Annotated in this window: 21 protein-coding genes; 7 read left to right on the top strand and 14 right to left on the bottom strand. The window is 64.8% G+C overall.

From position 1 onward, the window contains the following. From Q7U29_RS01375 to Q7U29_RS01365, 3 genes are all read right to left on the bottom strand, one after another. The coding region (locus tag Q7U29_RS01375) for a nickel/cobalt transporter (RefSeq protein WP_304737575.1) at positions 1-1091 on the bottom strand (1091 nt) is incomplete at its 3' end. After that, positions 1082-1723, bottom strand: coding sequence for a DUF1007 family protein (locus Q7U29_RS01370; protein WP_304737573.1), 642 nt, complete (start codon positions 1721-1723; stop codon positions 1082-1084). The genes Q7U29_RS01375 and Q7U29_RS01370, both read right to left, overlap by 10 nt. 10 nt (positions 1724-1733) lie before the next feature. Continuing rightward, a complete protein-coding gene (locus Q7U29_RS01365; RefSeq protein ID WP_304737571.1) occupies positions 1734-3824 on the bottom strand; it encodes a M3 family metallopeptidase in 2091 nt (696 codons plus the stop codon). Positions 3825-3955: 131 nt separating this feature from the next. Between Q7U29_RS01365 and Q7U29_RS01360 the strand changes: the two genes are divergently transcribed. From Q7U29_RS01360 to Q7U29_RS01335, 6 genes are all read left to right on the top strand, one after another. Beyond that, the gene (locus tag Q7U29_RS01360; protein WP_304737570.1) at positions 3956-4216 is read left to right on the top strand and encodes a hypothetical protein; all 261 of its coding nucleotides are present in this window, start codon (positions 3956-3958) and stop codon (positions 4214-4216) included. A 668-nt stretch (positions 4217-4884) separates the two neighbouring features. After that, positions 4885-6027 (top strand): type III PLP-dependent enzyme, encoded by a 1143-nt coding sequence (locus Q7U29_RS01355; RefSeq protein ID WP_304737568.1) that lies wholly within the window; start codon positions 4885-4887, stop codon positions 6025-6027. 241 nt (positions 6028-6268) lie between these two features. Further along, positions 6269-6880, top strand: a complete 612-nt coding sequence (locus Q7U29_RS01350; protein WP_304737566.1) for a GNAT family N-acetyltransferase — start codon at positions 6269-6271, stop codon at positions 6878-6880. A 71-nt stretch (positions 6881-6951) separates the two neighbouring features. After that, a complete protein-coding gene (locus Q7U29_RS01345) occupies positions 6952-7341 on the top strand; it encodes a RidA family protein (RefSeq protein WP_304737565.1) in 390 nt (129 codons plus the stop codon). Positions 7342-7386: 45 nt separating this feature from the next. Beyond that, entirely contained in the window at positions 7387-8829 is a 1443-nt protein-coding gene (locus Q7U29_RS01340; RefSeq protein ID WP_304737563.1) for a homospermidine synthase, read from the top strand. A 239-nt stretch (positions 8830-9068) separates the two neighbouring features. After that, positions 9069-9287, top strand: a complete 219-nt coding sequence (locus tag Q7U29_RS01335) for a hypothetical protein (RefSeq protein WP_304737561.1) — start codon at positions 9069-9071, stop codon at positions 9285-9287. Between the two features lie 42 nt (positions 9288-9329). On the opposite strand, the gene Q7U29_RS01330 is transcribed toward Q7U29_RS01335, so the two are convergent. From Q7U29_RS01330 to Q7U29_RS01280, 11 genes are all read right to left on the bottom strand, one after another. Then, entirely contained in the window at positions 9330-9668 is a 339-nt protein-coding gene (locus tag Q7U29_RS01330) for a hypothetical protein (RefSeq protein WP_304737560.1), read from the bottom strand. Between the two features lie 128 nt (positions 9669-9796). After that, positions 9797-10816, bottom strand: coding sequence for a WD40 repeat domain-containing protein (locus tag Q7U29_RS01325; RefSeq protein WP_304737577.1), 1020 nt, complete (start codon positions 10814-10816; stop codon positions 9797-9799). After that, positions 10816-11880, bottom strand: a complete 1065-nt coding sequence (locus Q7U29_RS01320) for a GTP-binding protein (protein ID WP_304737558.1) — start codon at positions 11878-11880, stop codon at positions 10816-10818. The genes Q7U29_RS01325 and Q7U29_RS01320 overlap by 1 nt, the downstream gene beginning before the upstream one ends. A gap of 60 nt (positions 11881-11940) precedes the next feature. Next, positions 11941-12810, bottom strand: a complete 870-nt coding sequence (locus Q7U29_RS01315; protein WP_304737556.1) for a metal ABC transporter substrate-binding protein — start codon at positions 12808-12810, stop codon at positions 11941-11943. A 202-nt stretch (positions 12811-13012) separates the two neighbouring features. Next, on the bottom strand, positions 13013-13882 hold the full coding sequence (locus Q7U29_RS01310) for a metal ABC transporter permease (protein WP_304737555.1): 870 nt from the start codon (positions 13880-13882) through the stop codon (positions 13013-13015). A 4-nt stretch (positions 13883-13886) separates the two neighbouring features. Continuing rightward, complete coding sequence (locus tag Q7U29_RS01305; protein WP_304737553.1) at positions 13887-14645, bottom strand: metal ABC transporter ATP-binding protein; 759 nt, start codon at positions 14643-14645, stop codon at positions 13887-13889. A 2-nt stretch (positions 14646-14647) separates the two neighbouring features. Continuing rightward, entirely contained in the window at positions 14648-14836 is a 189-nt protein-coding gene (locus Q7U29_RS01300; RefSeq protein WP_304737551.1) for a hypothetical protein, read from the bottom strand. Positions 14837-14890: 54 nt separating this feature from the next. Next, a complete protein-coding gene (locus tag Q7U29_RS01295) occupies positions 14891-15388 on the bottom strand; it encodes a hypothetical protein (protein ID WP_304737550.1) in 498 nt (165 codons plus the stop codon). Beyond that, on the bottom strand, positions 15385-15987 hold the full coding sequence (locus Q7U29_RS01290; protein ID WP_304737548.1) for a permease: 603 nt from the start codon (positions 15985-15987) through the stop codon (positions 15385-15387). The genes Q7U29_RS01295 and Q7U29_RS01290 overlap by 4 nt, the downstream gene beginning before the upstream one ends. 131 nt (positions 15988-16118) lie before the next feature. Further along, positions 16119-16496 carry a fluoride efflux transporter CrcB gene (gene crcB / locus Q7U29_RS01285; RefSeq protein WP_304737547.1) on the bottom strand — a complete coding sequence of 126 codons (378 nt, stop codon included), beginning with the start codon at positions 16494-16496 and terminating at the stop codon, positions 16119-16121. A 246-nt stretch (positions 16497-16742) separates the two neighbouring features. Continuing rightward, on the bottom strand, positions 16743-17339 hold the full coding sequence (locus tag Q7U29_RS01280) for a superoxide dismutase (protein WP_304737545.1): 597 nt from the start codon (positions 17337-17339) through the stop codon (positions 16743-16745). Between the two features lie 122 nt (positions 17340-17461). On the opposite strand from Q7U29_RS01280, the gene Q7U29_RS01275 reads away from it, so the two are divergent. Next, the coding region (locus Q7U29_RS01275) for a GNAT family N-acetyltransferase (protein WP_304737544.1) at positions 17462-17913 on the top strand (452 nt) is incomplete at its 3' end.

The following is a 17913-nucleotide window of genomic DNA, read 5'->3' as shown; positions in this document are numbered from 1 at the left end:
AGACACGTCACCCGCTCCGCGGCCAGATATCCGAACAGCAACCCCACCCCGAACAGCAGCACCAGCCCCGCCGCGCCGAATTCGATGCCGCGCATGATCAGCGCGCCGCCGCCTTCGCTGCCGCCGCTGAGGCGCCGCGCGAGGTCTTTTGCCGACACCGCGATGACGGCGATGGTGGCGACCGTGATGGCGGTGCCGAGGCCCATGACGAAGGTCGCGGCGATGCCGGCCCAGAACAGGCCCTGCGCCAGCGCGAACACCAGCACCAGGATGGCGCCGGAGCACGGCCGGATGCCGACCGCCAGGATCGCGCCGAAGCCGCGGCGCCAGCCGCCGGGGCCGGCCAGTTCGCTCGGGGCCGGACCATGGGAGTGGCCGCAATGCTCGTCATGGACGTGGCCGGGATCATGATCGTGGTGATGGTGGTGGTGCCCGTGATCGTGATGCTCGTGGGCATGGCCGTGATCATGGCCAAGATGCTGCGCGGCGCCCGCGATCGCGGGCACCGGCGCGCGGGCCTGCAGCGCGCGCATGAAACCGCCGCCCTTGGTCCAGACCAGCCGGGCGCCGAACGCCGCGATCAGCGCGTAGCTGGCGATCTCGACGACCCTTTCCGTCCCGCACATGGTCCTGGCGGTGGCGTTGAGCAGCCAGGCGCAAACCCCGACAATCAGGACGGCCACCAGCGACTGCATCAGCGCCGAGGCGAACGACAGCACGATACCCCGCCGCGCGGTCTCCTGGTTGGCGACCAGATAGGACGAGATCACCGCCTTGCCATGGCCGGGGCCGGCGGCATGGAAGATGCCGTAGGCGAAGGATATCGCCAGCAGCGTCCAGACCGCCGATCCGTCGGACTTGGCGGCGCGGATGGTCGCGGACATCTCGCGGTAGAATTCCGATTGCTTGGCGAGAATCCAGCCGACGATGCCGCCGACCTGGGGTTCAGGGGCGCGCTTCGGCGCGCCGAACGGCGTCTGCGCCAGCAGCGCATGCATGCCGCCATCAAGCAGCCAAGCGGCGATGGCCGCCGCGGCACAAAGCATGAGCCCGCGCGAAAACCTCGGGCCGGGCTGCGGGATCACGGGCATTCCACCGTGATCTTGTTGGCGAACATCGCGCCGTAATTCGAGTTATCGCCGCTGGCGAAACTGTCCTCGTTGAGTTTTTGCGCGGTGGCGGTGCCGTCGTTGGGCCGCTGGAATTTCATCGGGCAGGCGGCGGGCGCCCCGACCAGCCTGATCGGATCCTTGTCGGCGAATTTGAAGTCGATGAAGAACGCCGGATCGAATACTTCCAGCGCCAGCTTCTTCGGCTTCACCGGCGTCTTCAGCGGCAGCGTGAAATGCAGCGTCAGCGCGGCGTCCTTGTACTCCAGGAAGTAGTCGACCGGCTCGAGGAATTTCTCCTTCTTGCCGTCGGCCTTGCCAAAGGTGAAGAAGTCGAATTCTTTCAGCGATTCGACATTGGTCTGCGCCAGCGGCGCCAGCTCCTCGCGGCTGTAGACGCCTTTGACCTTGGTCTCGATGCCCTGCAGCGCATAGGTCGAGAACATGTCGTCGAAGGTCCAGGCGTGGCGCACGCCGGATATCGATCCGTCGGGGGCATAGACCAGCTCGCTGGAGGCGGAGATCCAGACATGCGGATGGGCCTGCGCCGCGTTGGCGCCGAAAGCGAGAACGCCGCCCAGCAGCAGGCCGAGCCAACTACGTTTTAGTTTCATTCTGTTCACCTCAGGCCGCCTCTGACGCTTCCAAAAGACCGCGGCGGCGCAGCAACGCGTCGGGCTCCGGCTCGCGGCCGCGGAACGCGATATAGGCATCTTCCGGGTCGCGCGAGCCGCCGGAGGAATAGATGTCATCGTGCAGCCGTTTTGCAACCTTGGGATCGAAGATGTCGCCGGCTTCCTCGAAGGCGCCGAACGCGTCGGCGTCCATCACCTCGGACCACATGTAGCTGTAATAGCCCGAGGCATAATGATCGCCGGAAAAGATGTGGCCGAACTGGGTCGGCCGGTGCCGCAACGCGATTTCCGCGGGCATCCCGATCTTCTCCAGCTCGGCGCGCTCGAACGCCCGCACATCCGGGATATCAGAGGCCGGCTGGGTGTGGAATTCCAGATCGATCAGCGCCGAGGAGACGAACTCCACGGTGGCAAAACCCTGGTTGAATTTGCGCGCGGCGATGAAGCGCTTCAGCAGGTCGTCGGGCAGCGGCTCGCCGGTCTGGTAGTGCCGGGCAAACTGCCTGAGCACCTGGGGCTGCTCCTGCCAGTGCTCGTACAGCTGCGACGGCAGCTCGACGAAATCCGTGAACACGGAAGTGCCTGACAGCGAGGGGTAGGTCACATCCGACAGCATCCCGTGCAAGGCGTGGCCGAATTCGTGGAACAGGGTGCGGGCGTCGTCGGGCGACAGCAGCGACGGCTGGCCGTCGTTACCCCTGGAGAAGTTGCAGACATTGAGGATCAGGGGGGCGACCTCGCCATCGAGCTTCTGCTGGTCGCGCAGCGACGTCATCCAGGCGCCGGAACGTTTTGACGGCCGGGCAAAGTAGTCGCCATAGAACAGCGCCTTGTGCTTGCCGGCGGCATCCTTCACTTCCCAGACCCGGACGTCCGGGTGCCAGGCCGGGACATCCTTGCGCTCGGTGAAGGTGAGACCGAACAGGCGGCTGGCGCAGTCGAAGGCGGCGTCAATCATGTGATCGAGCGAGAGATACGGCTTGATCGCGGCGTCGTCGAAATTGGCTCTGATCTGCCGCAGCTTCTCGGCGTAATAGCGCCAGTCCCACGGCGCCAAAGCGAAATTGCCGCCTTCTTCCGCGACCAGCGCCTGCAGGGCATCGCGGTCGGCGAGCGCGCGCATCCGGGCCGGCTTCCAGACCCGCTCCAGCAGGCCGCGCACCGCCTCGGGCGTCTTGGCCATCGAGTCCTCCAGACGGTAGGCGGCGAAAGTGGCAAAACCCAGCAATTTCGCGGTCTCCTCGCGCAACTTCAGGATCTCGAGGATGGTTTCGTTGTTGTCGTTGGCGTTGCCGTTGTCGCCGCGCGCCGTAAAGGCCTTGAACACCTTTTCACGCAAGTCGCGGCGGGTGGAGCTCTTCAGGAACGGCTCCACGAAGGACCGCGACAGCGTCATGACTGCCTTGCCGGCCATGCCGCGCTCCTCGGCCGCAGCCTTGGCGGCTGCGACAAAACTGTCCGATAGGCCATCGCGATCGGCCTCGCCGAGCTCCATGAACCAGTCCTGCTCGTCGCCGAGCAGATGGTGGCTGAAGGCGGTGCCGAGATGGGCCAGCCGCTCGTTGATCTCGGCCATCCGCTTCTTGGCACCCTCGTCGAGCCCGGCGCCGGCGCGATGGAAGCGGGTGTAGGTGCGCTCCAGCAGCCGCAGTTGCTCGCCTGATAGCCCGAGATCGGCGCGGTTGTCGTGCAACAGCGCGATGCGGCCGAACAGCACCGCGTTCATCATGATCGGATTCCAGTGCCGCGCCATCCGCAGCGAGACTTCCTTGTCGATCTCCAAAAGCTCCGGATTGGAGTGCGCCGAGACCAGGTCGTAGAACACCGCCGCCACCCGGGAGAGCAGCTTGCCGGAGCGCTCCAGCGCCGTGATGGTGTTGGCGAAATCGGGGGCCGCGGGATCGTGCTCGATCGCGACGATCTCGGCGGCGTGATCGGCGAAGGCCTGCTCGAAGGCCGGCAGAAAGTGTTCCGGCGCGATTTCGGGGAATGGCGGGGTCTCGAACGGCGTCTGCCAGGCCTTCAAAAGCGGGTTTGCCTGGGCCTTGGAGGCGGCCGCCATTTCCGAGCTTTCCGACATCAACATTTCCCGTTTTGGTCGCGATGAATGCAGGGACCTATATCATGCGATGGGGCTTTTTTAGGCCCTTTTGCGCTTGATAGCAGGGGCCTTTTCATAGAGATTGCGCCCGCAACAGGACCTTGGCCCCCATGAACGCGCAGCCCTCCCCGACCGCTCCCCGCCGGATCATCTGGCCCAGCGTCATCACCGTCGTCAGTGCCGCGATCCTGATCGGCGCCGAGGTGTTCGGCGCGGCATTCGCCGGCGGCTGGGCGCTCGCCATCCTGTTCGGGCTGGACGACACCAGCGCGCACATCCTGCAGGCGGTGCTGTTCGCGATCGGCGTCTTCATCATGGCGGCGTTCATCCGCGCCGCACAGCGCGTCGAGCCGTTCACCCGCCGCGCCTGAAGTCGGCTGCACGACAAAGCCGCGCCGGCCCCGTGAAAATACTTACGAGTGCTTAAGAAAACTTAACGTCTGTTCACGTTCAGCGTCGCTCGCGTGCGCCGTGAGCAACACTGCAAGCACATGTTAGGCAAATCTGTCCCCAGCCTAAAAAAAACATTGCGAAGCAGGATCAAATCCCCTATTTGCACTCTTGCCCAATTTCGCACGTGCCTGTGGTCGTGTGTCAGTCGGTAGGTATCCGGACAAGAGGCCGGACAGCCGCCAAGGGACGAAGAACCGAGGGTCGTTCAAGTCGCAAGATTTGAATGGCCAGCATCTCTCTCAAGAGATGCCGTTGAAGGTCCCTTCGATCCTTGCAACCGTGACTGGCAGCCGGAGGCGAACCGGCGCACCTCGTTCTCAACGGGGGACGCGACTTAAAGCAACGACGGATCGGGCTTTTTTGGTCTCTGCCGGCTTTCCATCAGCCGGCGCGAATACCGAAGAGGCTTGTCCTTCATTGCCAGGTGTGCGGGCGGGATCCTTCCCAACCAATCCACGGCAGCACAGTTCGGTCTGAGTTTTTGGCTGCGTCGCGCCTCCATCGCGCAACGTGGCCGGAGTGCTCTGATCCGAGATCATTTTTTGAACGTGTCTCCGTCGCTGGGGCCGTTTGGGAGGGTGCTACTATGACTGAACGTATCCAGGAATTCCTGCGCAGCCGCCGTAACGAGGGCCAGGACGTCGAGCCGTGCCTCGTCGTCGACCTCGAGGTCGTGCGCGACAATTACCTGACCTTCTCGAAGGCGCTGCCGGACAGCCGGGTGTTCTATGCGGTGAAGGCCAACCCGGCGCCGGAAGTGCTGTCGCTGCTGGCCTCGATGGGCTCGTGCTTCGACTGCGCCTCGGTGCAGGAGATCCAGATGGCGCTGGACGCGGGTGCGACCCCGGAGCGTGTCTCGTTCGGCAACACGATCAAGAAGGAGCGCGACATCGCGCGTGCCTTCGCGCTCGGCATTCGGCTGTTCTCGGTCGACTGCACCGCCGAGGTCGAGAAGATCGCCCGCGCCGCCCCCGGCGCCAAGGTGTTCTGCCGCATCCTCTATGACTGCGCCGGCGCCGAATGGCCGCTGTCGCGCAAGTTCGGCTGCGATCCGGAGATGGCGGTCGACGTGCTCGACCTCGCCAAGCGCCTCGGCCTCGAGCCCTATGGCATCTCGTTCCATGTCGGCTCGCAGCAGCGCAAGGTGAAGGCGTGGGACCGCGCGCTGTCGATGGCGTCGTCGGTGTTCCGCGACTGCGCGGAGCGTGGCATCAACCTGTCCATGGTCAACATGGGCGGCGGATTCCCGACCAAGTACCTGAAGGAAGTTCCGGCGGTCGTGCAGTACGGCCGGTCGATCTTCCGTGCGCTGCGCAAGCATTTCGGCAACGCGATCCCGGAGACCATCATCGAGCCGGGCCGCGGCATGGTCGGCAATGCCGGCATCATCGAGACCGAAGTCGTTCTGATCTCCAAGAAGAGCGACGAGGACGAGGTGCGCTGGGTATATCTCGACATCGGCAAGTTCGGCGGTCTCGCCGAGACGATGGACGAGTCGATCCGCTACGCCATCAGGACGCCGCATGACGGCGCCGAGATGACGCCGTGCGTGCTCGCAGGCCCGACCTGCGATTCCGCCGACGTGATGTACGAGAAGCTGCCGTACCCGCTTCCGGTGACGCTCGAGATCGGCGACAAGCTGCTGATCGAAGGTACCGGCGCGTATACGTCGACCTACTCGGCGGTGGCGTTCAACGGCTTCCCGCCGCTGCGCACCTACCACATCTGAGGCCCTTCTCACCTCTCCCGCTTGCGGGGGAGGTCGGCACGCTCGCAAGAGCGTGCCGGGTGGGGGAATTCTCTCCGCAGGCTCCGTGCCCGCGGAAGCACCCCCACCCCGGCCCTCCCCCGCAAGCGGGAGAGGGTGAAGAAAGTCGGGAGCCGGTGCGCCGGCTCCCACCCCTCCATCTGCCGATTTGAAGACAACGCGCCGCGGACCCGTGTCCGCCGGTCGCGAGGACTGACGTGCCATGACTGCTTTGCGGAACACCTCCGTTGCCCTCATTTCCGATGCCGCCCCGTTCGCGATCCGTGCGGAACGTGGCTCGGACGTCGTTGCGCGTGAAGCGCTGCTGGATGCCTGCTTTGGCGCGAACCGCCATACGCGCACCTGCCAGCGCCTGCGCGACGGACGCGCGCCCGCCGAAGGCCTTGCCTTTTCGGTCGTGCGCCAAGATGGGCAAGCCCGGCTGGTCGGAACCGTGCGGTTGTGGCACGTCAGCGCCGGGGGCGTCCCCGCGCTGGTGCTGGGGCCGCTGGCGGTCGACGCTTCCTGCCGCGAGTTCGGCATCGGCGCCGCGCTGATGACCCACGCGCTGGCGGCGGCGAAAGCCCGCGGCCATGGCGCGGTGATCCTGCTCGGCGATGCGCCGTATTATGCCCGCTTCGGCTTCACGGCGCTTGGAACCGGCGAGCTGTCGCTGCCTGGCCCGTTCGAACGCGACCGGCTGCTCGGCCTCGAGCTGCGCGAAGGCGCGCTCGAGGGCGCCTGGGGCATGATCGCGCCGTCAGGCGCCGAGGCGCCGCTGGCCAAGCCGCGGCTGGCCGGAAAAGCCCGCAAACTGGCCGCTCACGCCGCTTGATTTGAGGGTCAAGACGCGGCATTGCGTGGCCTCAATCCCGGCCACCCGATGTCCCCTCCGAGGTCTGCATCATGCCCCGTCGCCTGATTTCCACCGGCTCGCCGTTCGAGAAGGCCGCCGGCTACAGCCGCGCCGTGCTCGACGGTGAGTTCGCCTTCGTCGCCGGCACCACCGGCTACGATTACGCCACCATGACCATGCCGGCCGATGTCACGAGCCAGGCACGAAACTGCTTTAAAACCATCGAAGCCGCGCTGGCGGAAGGCGGCTTTGCGATGACCGACATCGTGCGCGCGACCTACTACATCACCAACCCTGCGGACGCCGACGCCCTGCTCGCGGTCTGCGGCGAAGTTCTCGGCAACATCCGCCCCGCCGCAACACTCCTCGTCGTCGCCGGGCTGTACAAGCCCGAGATGAAGGTGGAGATCGAAGTCACCGCGAAGCTGCGTTCCGACTGATCCCTGCGAACGCCGACAGCCATTCGTTTTACTGGAGACCATTCAATGAGCCCCGCCTCGCCCATCCACGCGAAAATTTCCGGTCCCATCGTCATGATCGGGTTCGGCTCGATCGGCAAAGGCACGCTGCCGCTGATCGAACGGCATCTCGATTACGACAAGTCGCGCATTACCGTGATCGATCCCAAGGACGAGGGTCGCAAGGCACATTGCGAAAAATACAATGTGCGCTTTATCCAGAAGGGCGTGACCAGGGACAATTATCGCGAATTGCTGACCCCGTTGCTCACCGAAGGTGGTGGCCAGGGTTTTTGCGTCAATCTCTCGGTCGATACCGGCTCCACCGACATCATGGAGCTCTGCAACGAACTGGGCGCGCTCTATATCGACACCGTCAACGAGCCCTGGCTCGGCTTCTATTTCGATTCGTCGAAGGGTCCGGAAGCGCGCTCCAACTACGCTCTTCGCGAAGCGACGCTGGCCGCCAAGGCGGCGCGACCCGCGGGCTCGACAACCTCGGTCTCCTGCTGTGGCGCCAATCCAGGCATGGTGTCTTTTTTCGTCAAGCAGGCGCTGCTCAATGTCGCCGCCGATCTGAAGCTCAATGCCCCAAAGCCGAAGACCAAGGCCGAATGGGCGGACTTGATGCGGCAGGCTGGTATCAAGGGCATCCACATCGCCGAACGTGACACCCAGCGCTCCAGGTCGCCGAAGGAGCCGGACGTCTTCGTCAACACCTGGTCGGTGGAAGGCTTCCTGTCGGAAGGCGTACAGCCGTCCGAACTTGGTTGGGGCACCCATGAAAAATGGATGCCCGAGAATGCGCGGACCCACGAAGCTGGCTGCGGCGCCGCCATCTACCTGATGCAGCCCGGCGCCAACACGCGCGTGCGCACCTGGTGCCCGACCCGCGGCGCGCAGTATGGCTTCCTCGTTACCCACAACGAGTCGATCTCGATCTCCGATTACTTCACCGTGCGGGACGCATCCGGTGCGGCGGTCTATCGGCCGACCTGCCACTATGCCTATCACCCGGCCGACGATGCCGTGCTGTCGCTGCATGAAATGTTCGGCCGCGCAGCGAAGATGCAGGAAAAGCACCACATCCTCGATGAAAACGAGATCGTCGATGGCATCGACGAGCTCGGCGTGCTGCTGTTCGGCCATGACAACAATGCCTACTGGTACGGCTCGCAGCTCTCCATCGAAGAGACCCGCAAACTCGCGCCTTATCAGAACGCCACCGGCCTGCAAGTGACCTCCGCCGTGCTCGGCGGCATGGTGTGGGCGCTGGAAAACCCGAACGAAGGCATCGTCGAAGCCGACGAGATGGACTTCGATCGTCTGCTGGAAATCCAGATGCCGTATCTCGGCCCGGTGAAGGGTTTTTACACCGACTGGACGCCGCTGACCGATCGGCCGGGGCTTTTCCCGGAGGATATCGACACGTCGGATCCGTGGCAGTTCAGGAACGTGCTGGTGCGGTGAGGCACCGCCAGCGCATCGTACTCGGTCGTCACACGCGGGCTTGACCCGCGTATCCATGATTCAGGAAACACGGATCACCGGGGTCGGGCCCGGTGATGGCGAATCGAGAACGTGGATGCGGTCACTCATAACCAGATATTAACCATGACGTGCCACGCTGAAGGGTACTTTCTGCGAGGCCTGGAGCCGTCGCCGCAGCTTCGTTTCGAGCGAAGGCTTCTTCAGCGGGAGCGCCGACCATGCGCGCGATCATCGCTATCGTCCTGTTCGCGGCGGCCCTGGCGGCCTGCTCGCCTGACAATAATGACGTAACCGGCTCGATCGGGAACTGCGCCAGGAAGCTTTATAGCGTGTACAATCCCAGGGACATGAAGCAGTGCGTAGGTGCCTGCATCGCCTGCGATCGCGGCGTGACCACCACCTGCTCCACATCCTGCACACTGAAGGGCGCGCGCTGACCGGCGCCGGAAGCCGCCGTCCTGCTGGCGTTGTGAATGCCGCTACCGGTCCTTGATCGGCGCCGCCGACTTCTCGGCCGGGGCGGGCGGCAGCGCCGGCTGGGCGCCGGCCTTCTGCGCGTCGGCATCGGGCCGCGCCGGCTCGGGCGGCACGCCGGTGGGCCGAGCGCCTGTGGTCGCCTGCTCAGCCGGCGCCGACGGCTTGGTCTCCGCGCCCGGCGTCGATTGCAGCGGCTGCGTCGCCTGCGCCATCTGCGGATGCGGCTTGCCGGCGTTGAGCCTGGCCACCGAAAGACCTGATATCGCGAGTCCCGCCACCACCATGGCGCCGGCCAGCAGCACGTCCATCCTGTAGGCGCGTTTCCTGTCGGCCGGAGACATTGGCTTCACCGTTGGTTCACGCGAATTGGTTCGCAGAAGTCAACGTTCTGATGGCGGCAGGGTTCCATGGCAGTTCAGGCCACAGGTGGAGACCACGATGTCGGCAGGTTCCGGGCCGGCACCTTGCTCTACAGCGCCAGCAGCCCGGCGTCGCCATCATCAGCGGCAAACGCCAGCTGGGTGCCCTTGCCGTTCCAGGCCAGCGCCGACACCTGCGCGCCGCCGTTCTTGCGCACCAGGATTTCCGCGCCGTCGCCGAGCCGCACCATCAGCACGGTGCCGTCACTGTAACCGGCCGCCAGGATGTCCTGCTTCGGATGGCAGGCGACCGCGGAGACCCGGGCCTGCAGCGGCGCCAGCATCGCGGGCTCCTTGCCCATCGGGCCGTCCTTGCTGCCGAATGGCCAGATGATCACTGTATCGGCGCCTGATGTCGCCAGTCCCTTGCCGCCGGCGCTCCATGACAGCGACCGCACGCGGCCGGGATAGCCGGTCATGCGCATGTGCCTGGTATCGGCGAGCCGCCAGCCATGCAGCGCCGGCTCGTGCATCGCGGTCACCAGAAACTTGTTGTCGGGGCTGAACACGACGCCGAGATGCGAACCCGCCCATTCCAGCACTTCGGCGTTGGCGGCCATATTGGGAAACCACAACGTCACGCCATTGTAATGCGCGATCGCAAGCCGCAGCCCCTTCGGCGCGAACGCCAGGCCGCCGACGGTCGAGGGTACTTCGAAAAACTTGTCTTCGCCCTTGCCGCCGCGGACATAGGCGGTCTTGCCGGCCGACCATGCGAACGCGCCGTCGGGATGAACCGCGACATTGTCGATCCAGCGCCGCTTGGCGTCGGTCGCGAGCAGCGTGACCTCGCCCTCTTTGTCCAGCGCCACGACCTTGCCGTCGTCGCCGCCCATGACGATGCGTGCGCCGTCGGTCGCGGCGCAGAGAATGCCGCCGCCGTGGACCGGAACAAGTGATATCTCGCCGTCGGCGCTGACCAGTGCCACGCTTTCCTCGGCACCGACGAAGGCGGCGACCTCGCCGAGAAAATGCACCGAGGTGACGGGCATGGGAATCGCGAGCGGACGCACCCGGTCGGTGACCGAGACGATGGAGGCGGCGTTAGTGCCGGGATCGAACTCTTTCATCACGTGGTGATACAGTTTTCGAAGCCGTCGCGGATCATCTGCTCGGGCAATTCGCGGCCGATGAAGACGAGCCGGCTCTCGCGCGCTTCGCCTTCCTTCCAGGCGCGCTGGTGGTCGCCCTCCAGCATCATGTGCACGCCCTGAAACACGTAGCGGTCGTCATCGTCGGTGAAGGCGAGAATGCCCTTCGAGCGCAGGATCTTCTGGCCCTCGCTGGCGACCAGGTTCTGCAGCCATGGCATGAACTTCGTCGCATCCAGCGGCTTGTCGGACCGCAGCGACAGCGATTGCATGTCTTCGTCATGATAGTGCTTCAGGCCGCCAGAACCGTGACTATCATGGCTGTGGCTGTGGCCGTGATCGTGATCATGGCCGTGGTGATCATGGCCGTGATCGTGGCCATCGCCGCCGTCCAGAAATTCCGGCTCGAGCTCGAGGATGCGGTCGAGATCGAATGCGCCGCGCTCCAGCACGTCGGACAGCGCCACCTGGCAGCGCTCCGTGCGGTGCAGTTTGGCGTAGGGGTTGATGGCGCGGATCCTGGCCTCGACCTCGGCCAGTTCTGCCTTGGAAACCAGATCGGTCTTGTTGAGCACGATGACGTCGGCGAAGGCGATCTGGTTCTTGGCCTCCGGCGCGTCCTTGAGCCGGTCGTTCAGCCATTTGGCGTCGGCCACCGTCACCACGGCGTCGAGCCGGGCGTGCTTCTGCACGTCCTCGTCGACGAAGAAGGTCTGCGCCACCGGCGCCGGATCGGCCAGACCCGTGGTCTCGACGATGATGGCGTCGAACTTGCCCTTGCGCTTCATCAACCCGTCGAGGATGCGCACGAGGTCGCCGCGCACGGTGCAGCAGACGCAGCCGTTGTTCATCTCGAACACTTCTTCGTCGGCGCCGATGATGAGGTCGTTGTCGATGCCGATCTCGCCGAATTCGTTGACGATGACGGCGTATTTCTTGCCGTGGTTTTCCGAAAGGATGCGGTTGAGCAGGGTGGTCTTGCCGGCGCCGAGATAGCCCGTCAGCACGGTCACGGGAATTTTTTGGGATGTCGGTTCAGCCATAGTCACTCCGGAAGGGCGGTATTTCGCGCTGCTGTGCCGGCGGCAGGGAGGGCCCCTGCCCTAATTGGCGAGCGCGCTGGTCAGGGCCTTTATATTGTGCCTGACCATATCAATGTAAGTGGGGGCATCGCCCTTTTCACCCGTCAAACTGTCGGAATACAGCGTTCCGCCGACCCGGGCGCCGGTCTCGGCCGATATCCGCCGGATCAGCCTGGAGTCGCTGATATTCTCGAGGAAAACCGCCGGGATCTTCTGGGTCCTGATCTGGGTGATAATGCGGGCGATATCGCGCGCGCTGGCCTCGGATTCGGTGGAAACGCCCAGCGGCGCCACGAATTCGATGCCATAGGCGGACGCGAGATAGCCAAACGCATCATGGGTCGAGATCACCTTGCGGCGGTCCTGCGGGATCTGCGCCACCGCCGCCCGGATGTCGCGGTCAAGCGCATCGAGCGTTTCCAGATAGGTTTGCGCGTTGCCGCGATAGGTCCCGGTGCCGGCCGGGTCGGCGGCGGCCAGCGCATCCCGAATGTTGGTCACGTAGATTTTCGCATTGGCGACGGATTGCCAGGCATGCGGATCGGCGTGGGAGCCGAGCTTGCGCGGCGCGATGCCCCTGGTCGCGGTGGCGATGGTCGGCTTCTTGCCGGAGGATTTCACCAGCCGCGACAACCAGCCTTCGAAGTCGAGACCGTTGACGATGACGAGTTTTGCGTCGGCAATCCTCTTCGCATCGGCCGGCGTCGGCGTGTAGACATGCGCGTCGCCGTCCGGGCCTACGAGCGTGGTGACGCTGACGCGATCGCCGCCGACATTGCGGACGAAATCGCCGAGGATCGAAAAGCTCGCGACCACGTTGAGGCGATCCTGCGCGCGGGCGGGAGAAACGGCTACTGCAAGCAGAAGGCAGACCAACCAGAAACACCACATATCGGGGGCTCTGGCTCGATGCCGCAACAACGGCAGTGAGCCCCCTCTCCCGCTTGCGGGGGAGGGTTGGGGTGGGGGTGCCTCAGCGAGCACCGATGCAAGCGGAGAGAATTTCCCCCACCCGCCGCGCAAGCGCGGCGACCTCCCCCGCAAGCGGGAGAGGTGCACCGAGCAAGCGGCCAACAAAGAATTCACGACCACGCTAAGCCTCCAGATGCCGGCGGGGAAACATCTGCCGCACCAGCCCGCTAACAGTGCCGAACAAGACCGAGCCGACATACAGCACCGCCGCCACCAGGATGATCGCGGGGCCGGACGGCACCTTGGTATGGAACGACAGCACCAGCCCCGCATAGCCGGAGACAACAGCGCTCGCCACCGCGATACAGATCATGCCGGTGATGTCGCGCGACCAGAACCGCGCGATGCCGGCGGGCAGGATCATCAGGCCGACCGCGAGCAACGTGCCGAGCGCGTGAAAGCCGTTGACGAGGTTGATGACCACCAACGCCAGAAACGCCAGATGCGCCGGCGCGCCGGCCCGGCTGACGGTGCGCAGGAATACCGGATCGACGCATTCGATCACCAGCGGGCGGAAGATTACAGCCAGCACCAGCAGCGTGATGGTGGCGTTGAAGGCGATCACCAGCAGGGTCTGGTCGTCCATGGCCAGGATGTTGCCGAACAGCACGTGCAGCAGATCGATATTGGTGCCCTTGATGGAAACAATGGTCACGCCTGTTGCCAGCGACACCAGATAGAAGGTCGCCAGCGAGGCGTCTTCCTTCAGCTCGGTGTTGCGCGCGACCAGTCCTGCAAGGATGGCAACGGTAAAGCCCGCGATCAAGCCGCCGGCGGTCATCGCGAACAGGCTGAGGCCGGACAGCAGGAAACCGATCGCGGCGCCCGGCAGGATGGCATGCGCCATGGCGTCGCCGACCAGGCTCATCCGCCGCAGCATCAGGAACACGCCGATCGGCGCGCCGCCCAGCGACAGCGCGATCACGGCGGCGAGCGCCCGGCGCATGAATTCGAATTCGGTGAAGGGCGCGATCAGCGCGTCATAAATCATCGCTTCACGCCGCCCGCGACGGCATGTCGTCGACCGCGCAGGCCGGCGCACTGTCGTCGAAGGCCTCGCACATCCGGCGCGCTTCCGCGAGGTTCTCTGATGTCAGGACCTCGGCGGTGGGGCCCCACGCCACCGGCCCGCGCGCCAGCAGCAGGGTTTCCGGAAAATGGGCGCGCACCAGATCCATGTCGTGCAGCGCCGCCAGCACCGTGCGCTTTTCAGTGTGCCAATGCCGCACCAGCGCCACCAGGTCGGCCGAGGTTTTGGCGTCGATGGCGTTGAAGGGCTCGTCCAGCACGATCAGCCGGGCATCCTGCAACAGCACCCGCGCGAACAGCATGCGCTGCATCTGCCCACCCGACAGCGTGCCGATCGGACGATTCTCAAAACCGTTGAGGCCGACGGCACCGAGCGCCTGGGCGATCTTGTCGCGCGCGGACTTGCCCATGCCGCCGAAAAACCCGGTCTCGCGCCACAGCCCGGTGCCAACGAAATCGTACACCGAGATCGGAAAGCTGCGATCGATGTCGGCAGTCTGCGGCAGGTAAGCGATATCGCGAACGTTGAGATCGCCCAGCCCGATCGAACCCGCCAGCGGCTTCAGGATGCCGACCAATCCTCGAAACAGCGTCGATTTGCCGGCGCCGTTGGGACCGACCACCGCGAGCAGCGCGCCGGTGGCGACCTCGCCGTCGAGATGGTGCACGGCCGGATGCCGGTCATAGCCCAGCGTGACATCGCGGAATTGCAGCTGCGCGGCCATGCTCACCTCATCGCCAGCCACACCACGGCCCACAACCCGGCGCTGACTGCGAGCGCCGCCCCGAGCCGGGCGAAAACCGTCATGCGCAGGATCGACCAGGGTGCTGCCTGCGCCGGATGCGGCGACGACGGCCCGTGACTGTGGGCGTGGTGGTGGCCATGGTCATGACTGTGAGGATGCGTGGGAACCATGGAAAAACGTTATAATATAACATAACGAGTGTCTACCCGGGGCGTTCTCAGTGCCTACGGCTTCCCGATCGCCATTGCGATCGCTGCGGCCACGAACGGGAACGGCAGCGACACCGCGGCGCGGAACCAGACGAAGCGCGCCGGCATGAACGGGATCTCCCAGAGAATCAGCCGCTGGAACGCGAACAGCGCCCAGGCGGTGACATAGGCGATGACCTGCGGCGGGCCGGCGCCGGCCTTCATGGCGACCGCGCCCAGCGAAAAACCGATCACCGGGCCGCCCGGCGTCGCGGCGCCGGCGACCGTGGCCATCAGCACGCCGAGCCAGCCGCTGTCGGGCCCGAGCCAGCCGGTGATCATTTCGGAAGGAATCACCGCGGCGATGTAGCCCGCGCCGATCACGCCGAGCGCGATGCGCGGCACGATATTGATGAAATCCAGCGTGCCTTCGCGCACGGACGAGACCAGCACGGGCCGGCCGCGCTGCCAGGCCATTAATCCGAGCGCGGCGACCGAACCCCACAGGATGATGTCGACGATCAGCGCGCTCATGGCGGCGCGCCCTTCGGATAGATCCTGAGATAGACGAAGCGGCCGAGGGCGCCGGCCAGGATCGGCAACGGCAGTGAGATCACGATGCGCCACAGCGTGAAATCGGTGCCCATGATCGGCAATTCCCAGACGATCGCGCGGCCATAACCGATCAGCGTCCAGCTCACCACCATGGCGATGGCGGCGCCGAAATCGGCGCCGACCGTGAGCAGTGCTGCCGCCACCGGATAGACGGTGAACGGCCCGCCCGGCAGGATCGCGCCGAACGCGGTGCCGATCAGTAACCCCTTCAGGCCGGAATTCGGCCCCAGCGCGCGCGACACCTTCTCGTGCGGCAGGATCTCGGCGATGAAGGCGCCGAGCAGGCAGCCCGCCAGCACGCGCGGCAGGATGCCGCCGAACAATTCCAGATCGCTGAAGAGGATTTCCGTGACGCCATGGGCGCCGTCGCGGCGCCACACCAGCACCACGCAGACCGCGACCAGCACGGCGATCACGATCATCGACCAGCCGATCGGCTTGCGGATGCGTCCGGGGCGCGGCTCGGTGTCCGCGGCGTCGTCGGCGGGCGCCGGGTCTTTCAGGGGGAGTTCTGCCAAGGCAATCGGTCTGGGAGGTGAAAAGGCGGAAATCTGCTTAGTCTTGCCTGCTTAGTCTTGCCGGCACAGCGAAGCAAACGGAACGACGGCGCCACCCATGCGCGGCCTCATGGAGGCCCATGCCGATTTGTTCACGTCAGATGACGCACCAGCGCGAGGCCGGCGAACAGGCCGGCGATCGACAGCACCACCGAGCCCAGCACGTAGAACAGCGCGGAGGCGATTTCGCCCCGCTCGTAGAGCAGCACGGCATCGAGCGAGAATGCCGAGAAGGTGGTGTAGCCGCCGAGAATGCCGGTCATCAGAAACAGCCGCCAGGGCTGCGAGGCCCCGCCCTTGAAGGCGAGATAGCCGGCGATCAGGCCCATGACGATCGAGCCTGAAATATTGATGATGAAGGTGCCCCAGGGAAACGCGGTGCCGAGGCCGCGCGCGCTGATCATGTTGACCGCATGGCGCAGCGACGCACCAAGCCCGCCGCCGACGAACACCAGAAGATAGCTATTCATCTGCCACCCGCACTCCAGTTGCAGCCCCGGACCTCAGTATGCGGCGCGGCTCGCGCAAACGAAAGGGCGGCAGTGAGATGTTGCCGCCCCTGGAAACTTCGTTGGAAAATTTGTCCCGTCATTCCGGGGCGATGCGAAGCATCGAAACTCAGATGTGCAATTGCACATCGGGGAATCTCGAGATTGCTTTGCTCATGACTTCTGGATTCCGGGTTCGGCCCTTCGGGCCGCCCCGGAATGACGAGATCAGGCCTTCGAGAACAGCTGGTCGACATACTCCCAGTTCACCAGATGATCGACGAACGCCTTCAGATAGTCGGGGCGACGGTTGCGATAATCGATGTAGTAGGAGTGCTCCCAGACGTCGACGCCGAGGATCGGCGTGGCGCCGTACACCAGCGGGCTTTCGCCGTTGGCGGTCTTGGAGATCTCGAGCTTGCCGTTCTTGACCGACAGCCAGGCCCAGCCCGAGCCGAACTGGCCGACGCCGGCGGCGGCGAAATCGGTCTTGAACTTCTCCAGCCCGCCGAGATCCTCGTTGATCTTCTTGGCCAGACGGCCGGGCAGTTTGTCGCCGCCGCCATTGGGCTTCATCCAGTTCCAGAAATGCAGGTGGTTGTAGTGCTGGCCCGCATTGTTGAACAGCGGCGCATTCTTGCCGAACGAGCCCTTGACGATCTCCTCGAGAGACTTGCCCTCGAATTCGGTGCCTTTCAGCAGATTGTTGCCGTTGGTCACGTAGGCCTGATGATGCTTGTCGTGGTGGAATTCCAGCGTTTCCTTCGACATATGAGGTGCGAGCGCGTCATAGGCATAAGGAAGGGTGGGAAGCGTGAAGGTCATGGGGGATGTCCGCAATGATGGGAGACGTGGGCTTAACGGGAACCCTTATAGAAGGTTCCAGGGATCTTAAACACCGCAATTTGGGACGACCAGAACAGCGCGTTCGCGAGAAAGAACGAAAAATGAGTATCGAGATCGACGTATTGAACGGGGACGCATCGTGGCCCACGGCCGAGCCGCTGTTCAAGGCGGTCTGGCCGGCCGAAATGGTTGAGCAGCGGCCCTGGGGGCATGTCAAATGGGCGCATGCCGACCTCCGCGTGCTGATCGATGCGCCCCAAGGAAGCCAAGGCGGCCTGGCCTGCCATGTCGGCATCTACTTCCGGCACGCCACTTGGGACGGCCGCAAGGTTCATATCGGCGGCATCGGCGGGGTTTCGACCCGCGAGGACTGCCGGCGGCAGGGTTATGCCAGCCTGGCGCTCGACGCCGCGGTCCAGACCATGCGCCACCATGAAGCGGTGCAATTCGGGCTGTTGTTCTGCGAGCCGCACAATTTCGCGTTTTACCAATCGCGCGGCTGGCACCCCTTCAGCGGCGAAGTCTACGCCGAACAGCCGGAGGGACGCGTTCG

This window comes from Bradyrhizobium sp., assembly GCF_030654605.1.
GTDB lineage: Bacteria > Pseudomonadota > Alphaproteobacteria > Rhizobiales > Xanthobacteraceae > Bradyrhizobium.
This window is presented reverse-complemented; position numbering and strand designations above follow the sequence as displayed.